Consider the following 5,045-nt stretch of genomic DNA (forward strand, 5'->3'; position numbering starts at 1 on the left):
GTATAAACCCCCTTTTGCTTGCCGATCAGCGTCCCCGAACCCGCCCCATTTTTGGCGATTACCTTTACTGTAATTGATGCCGCTAGCTTTTGCAACTCCTCCTCGGATAGAGGCGCGGCGACTTGCTCCAAAGTTGCCGGTTGGGGGGTGCATCCCCCCAGAGACATTGCCGATGCCGGTAGCAGGAACAGTCCAAAAGCAGCAATCCAAATTAGCGAATTTCGATTCATCTTTCTGTGTATAATATAGTATTCACGAATTAACAACCTGTAGGACAGGCGTCCCGCCTGTCCCTTTCCTCTCGCCGGTGCACCGGCGGGTGTGGGGCTAAAGCCCAACTACGAACCTGTGGGGCTAAAGCCCAACTACGAACTGTGGGGCTAAAGCCCAACTACGAACTGTGGGCTAAAGCCCAACTACAAACCGTGGCACCGGCATCCCGCCTGTCCCAAACCCCTGCTCTCAATCCACCGGCGCAGACTCGAGAAACTCCTTAATATCCACCTGAATGTACATTTGGGAAGCGCCGGAACTGTGGCGAAGTGGGCCGGTGGATCGACCTTGGAGCGTGTCGCCGAGCTGCTGTAGAATTGGCATAGGGTCGTCATTTGGTCGCAGCGTAATCAGCAAAGTATCGCAACCCCCTCCGTCAGAGCGACTCGTGCAGATTGCCGGCTGACCGTTCATTGTCCCATAAGCTAGGAACAGAAGGCTGCCATTTTCGTAAGCCTTTTGCAATCGGGGCGACACCTCCTCGCAGCGCTCCTTAGGAGTGTAGCCCGACTTGCTGAAATAATTCGTTTCCCAGCGAACAACCGCAATTTTACCGCGAGCGTTACTAGCGTAGGTGGTGGGCAATTTTTGACCGCTCACCTTGTCGAAGCCCTCACGGCAGATAAAAGTGACCGTCTCACTGGACTTATCTGGATTAGATTCGGGCTGCTTCGAGACTTCCGTCGTGTTGGCGCAACCGGCAGCCATTGCCCCTGTCGCCAGAACTGCTATAATTGCTTTGAGCTTCATGGCCGGCACCTCTCCCCCGCAAGCGATTATAAGATTCTCACTACCCTATCACAGATTCTCCCGTTTGGCTAGGCTTTTTTGTAACAATATGTTGCGGGATGCCGGTGCCGATGCCGGTGCCGGTGGGCTTTATCTGGATAACCGCGATTTCAGGAGACAGTTGGCAAATCCGTGAGGGGCTATACCTTTTGCTTTGCTGGGTTCCAGGCGATTAGCTAGGTTCGGGGCGATTGGAAATCTATACAAACGAAGCCCGCCTTTGCGGGCTAAGAGTAGATCCAGACTCTCAAAATATGCGAGGTTTTTTTTCAAGTAAAGACCAGGAAAGAGAGCGACAAAGGTTCCCACAAAGCTCCCCTCCCCGTCAACGGGGAGGGGTTGGGGGTGGGGTAAATACCCTATCAATTCCCCCAACACCATCTTTCAATGGCTAGGGCATATATACCCTGGCAAAAAAAATACGGCTTTCTTTAGCCCGCGAAGGCGGGCTTTGTCTGTATAGCCGCGATTTCCAATCGCCAGGAAACTTGGCAAATCGCCAGAGCATATATACCCTGGCAAAAAGAATACGGCTTTCTTTAGCCCGCGTAGGCGGGCTTTGTCTGTATAGCCGCGATTTTCAATCGCCAGGAACCTGGCCAACTAGCCAGAGGTCTAACCCCCCGTTAATTCGCCAACAGCTTCTTTCCAATCGCCTGGAAACTAGCAATCAGCGAGTACCGCTAGTCACCCGCAAAGTGTAAGCCCCTGTTTCCCCCGCTTCCTTAGAACGAGCAATAACCGTATAAGTCCCATCCGCCGGCAGAGTCGTGACAATTTTGGCATTAAAATTCTGCGGCGATATATCATCATTATAATCCACTGTGTTACCATCCGCATTGCGCAAAACCAAATAGGGGTCAAACTCCTGACTCGCCATCTCAACCGTCACCGGCTCACCCCCGCGCCCCTCAAAAAAGTACACCTTCGAGAACGTGCTGTCCAGAGGGTTGTCGCTGCGGTCAGCACTGGAGAGAACACCGCTCACCGCTTCCCCATTCACCGGCAATCGGGAAGATGAATTTTTACCGCCGGCGAGCAACTTTATCACTGCCGGTGCTATAATAAGAACCAGCACCACCGGCACTGCCCATAAAAATGCCGGCAGACCCGCAGGCTTTTTCAAGTTCCTGACAGCTTCCAGCGCTTCTTTCGTGGAGTAACGCTGCGGGCAGTCCCGCCGCACCATTTTGTCTAAAATATCCCCTAACTTCGGGCTCACCGGCACTCGATCGCGCCAGATAACTTCCTGGGTGGCGGGATTGAGTGGGAGTTGCAGCGGGTTTTTCCCCGTAAGTGCTTGAATCGCAATCATTCCCACCGCATAGACATCACTTTTCAACTCCGGGTGGCGAGCGATTTGCTCCACCAGCATATATCCCTTCGTGCCAATCATAATCGTTGAGTTTGGCCCCTGGCTGCTGACCTGCTTAACCGCCCCGAAATCAATCAAAAACAACTTCTTATCCCCATCGCGCCGCATAATATTCTTCGGGCTAATGTCGCGGTGGATAACATTATTGCCATGCACAAAGTCCAGAATTTCTAACAGTTCCAGCAACATGCCGGTCACTTCCTCCTCTGGCAGGGGTTTGTCCGGAACCAGTTCCTGAGTCAGCGGATGCCCTGCAATGTATTCTTGAACCAGGTAAAATTCCCCCCCGGACTCCAAATAAGCAAAAAGCTGGGTAATTTGCGGATGAGTCCCCAGCTTTTCCAAAGTTTCCGCCTCTATATTAAAGAGCCGGCGGGCAGTTTGTAGAATTGCAGCGTTAGAGATAGCCTGTTTTAATTGCTTGACAACACAAGTCGGATTTCCCGGACGCTTCGTATCTTCTGCCCGATAGGTTTGCCCAAAAGTCCCTGAACCGAGAACTCCGACAATCTTGTAACGCCCATCTAAAAGTTGTCCTATCATAGATTAGTGGTTAGGTCGTACTGTTCCTGTATTATCCCTGTTAGAGCGCCTCGCCACTTGAGAAGGTATCTTGGCATCGCCCCAAGGATGCCGGTGGGATGAAGTTAAGACGTAGGACAGGCGTCTCGCCTGTCCCTATCCTGTCCCTGAGATTAGGTTAAGACGTAGGACAGGCGTCTCGCCTGTCCCATCGTTCGAGCTCAGAGATCCATCGTTCGAGCTCAGAGGTCCATCATCCGAGCTCAGAGGTCCATCGTTCGAGCTCAGAGGTCCATCGTTCGAGCTCAGAGCTCGGAGAGGAGATGCCGGTGCGGCGTCGCTGTTGTTTGGGCGCAGGGGGGTGTACCGGCGAGTGCACCGGCGGGTGTGGGGCTAAAGCCCAACTACGAACTTTTGGGCTAAAGCCCAACTACGAACTTTTGGGCTAAAGCCCAACTACGAACTTTTGGGCTAAAGCCCAACTACGAACTTTTGGGCTAAAGCCCAACTACGAACTTTTGGGCTAAAGCCCAACTACGAACTTACTTTTGGGCTAAAGCCCAACTACGAACTTTTGGGCTAAAGCCCAACTACGAACTTTTGGGCTAAAGCCCAACTACGAACTTTTGGGCTAAAGCCCAACTACAAACCGGGGAGGGAGTTGGGGGTGGGGTTCTTCCCTAATTCCCCACCGCCCGCAAAGTATAATCCCCCGTTTCCCCAGTTTCCTTAGAGCGCGCGATCACAGTATAAGTCCCATCCACCGGCAGCTTCGCCACAATTCTCGCATTAAAATCCACCGGCGACTCATCATCATTAAAAGCCATATCCTTCCCCTGCGGATCGCGCAAAATCAAAAAGGGGTCAAACACCTCACTCCTCATCTCAATGGTCACCTTCTCACCCCCGTGACCCTCAAAAACGTAAAAATCCGCATAACTATTATTCCCCAGCGGATCGAAGTGAGTGCTGTCACTGGTAGTCAGCGCCCCCCTCACCAGTTCACCGCTGAGTCGCAATTGCACAGGCGATTGTTTCTTATTATTTAATAACATAAAGCCGGCAGCCGCCAAAATCCCTACAGCCAACACCCCTATTACAGCAGATTTCTCCAGACGAAAAGGCAGCGCTGAGCCCACTGCAAATGGCTGCATTCCAACAGCACTCCCCCGCCCCTTCCAAGCCTCCAAAGCTTGCAGCGCTTCCTTCGCAGACGGGTAGCGCTCCTTCCAGTCGTGGCGCACCATTTTATCCAGAATATTCGCCAGCCCCCGACTCACCTGCGCTTTATCCCGCCAGAGGATTTCCAGAGTTTGCGTATCTTTTGGCAGTTTCACCGGCGAGATGCCGGTCAGAGCTTGGATAGCGAGCATCCCCACCGCATAGATATCGCTGCTCAAGCGAGGGTTTCCCAGCGCTTGCTCCACCGGCATATAGCCGTGAGTGCCAATGATAATCGTCGGGTTGGTCTGGGCCGTTATTTGCTTAACCGCCCCAAAATCAATCAGGACCAACTTATTATCGCGCTCGCGCCGGATAATATTTCGCGGACAGATATCGCGGTGGATAACATTGTGCCGGTGGACAAACTCTAGGACTTCTAACAGCTCTGACAGAATCTGGAACACTTGCTCCTCTGAAAGAGGCTTTGCCGGCAGCAGTTCCTCACTCAACAAATGTCCCGCCATATATTCCTGGACGAGATAGAATTCCCCATTCCACTCAAAATAAGCGAACAGCTGGGGGATCTCCGAATGCGTCCCCAGCTGCTCCAACGTTTCCGCCTCCGTATTAAAGAGACGACGGGCGACCGGCAGAATCTGAGGATCGGACTTAGCCGGCTGCAATTGCTTCACAACACAGAGCGGATTTCCCGGACGCTTAGTATCTCTCGCCAGATAAGTTTTGCCAAAGCTGCCCGAACTCAGAGCTTTCGCGAGTTCGTACCGTCCATCTAAAAGTTGTCCTGCCATAAAAAATCTGTTCCAATTGGGGGCTAAGGGCTGGGGGCTAATAACTTGTATGTTAAAATACACAGCCAGAAACGTTTTGCAGAACATCCCAGCCTTTCCACCGGCACACCCCC

3 protein-coding genes and 1 pseudogene are annotated in these 5,045 nt (G+C 52.4%); all 4 read right to left on the reverse strand.

All coding sequences use genetic code 11. The features are described from left to right. Positions 1 to 230, reverse strand: a pseudogene (locus tag OSC10802_RS53740) (hypothetical protein); the annotation flags it as partial. Positions 231 to 462: 232 nt separating this feature from the next. Then, positions 463 to 1,023 (reverse strand): COP23 domain-containing protein, encoded by a 561-nt coding sequence (locus tag OSC10802_RS0136060; RefSeq protein ID WP_017721614.1) that lies wholly within the window; start codon positions 1,021 to 1,023, stop codon positions 463 to 465. 709 nt (positions 1,024 to 1,732) lie between these two features. Next, on the reverse strand, positions 1,733 to 2,980 hold the full coding sequence (locus OSC10802_RS45245) for a protein kinase domain-containing protein (RefSeq protein WP_017721616.1): 1,248 nt from the start codon (positions 2,978 to 2,980) through the stop codon (positions 1,733 to 1,735). Between the two features lie 659 nt (positions 2,981 to 3,639). Then, on the reverse strand, positions 3,640 to 4,932 hold the full coding sequence (locus OSC10802_RS45250) for a protein kinase domain-containing protein (RefSeq protein ID WP_082218508.1): 1,293 nt from the start codon (positions 4,930 to 4,932) through the stop codon (positions 3,640 to 3,642). Positions 4,933 to 5,045: the final 113 nt, after the last annotated feature.

This window comes from Kamptonema formosum PCC 10802 (genome assembly GCF_000332335.1).
In the GTDB taxonomy this organism is placed as follows: domain Bacteria; phylum Cyanobacteriota; class Cyanobacteriia; order Cyanobacteriales; family Oscillatoriaceae; genus Oscillatoria.

Coding starts and splice junctions, on each gene's coding strand:
- OSC10802_RS0136060 (WP_017721614.1), bottom strand. CDS start 1,023: ATGAAGCTCAAAGCAATTATAGCAGTTCTGGCGACAGGGGCAATGGCT.
- OSC10802_RS45245 (WP_017721616.1), bottom strand. CDS start 2,980: ATGATAGGACAACTTTTAGATGGGCGTTACAAGATTGTCGGAGTTCTC.
- OSC10802_RS45250 (WP_082218508.1), bottom strand. CDS start 4,932: ATGGCAGGACAACTTTTAGATGGACGGTACGAACTCGCGAAAGCTCTG.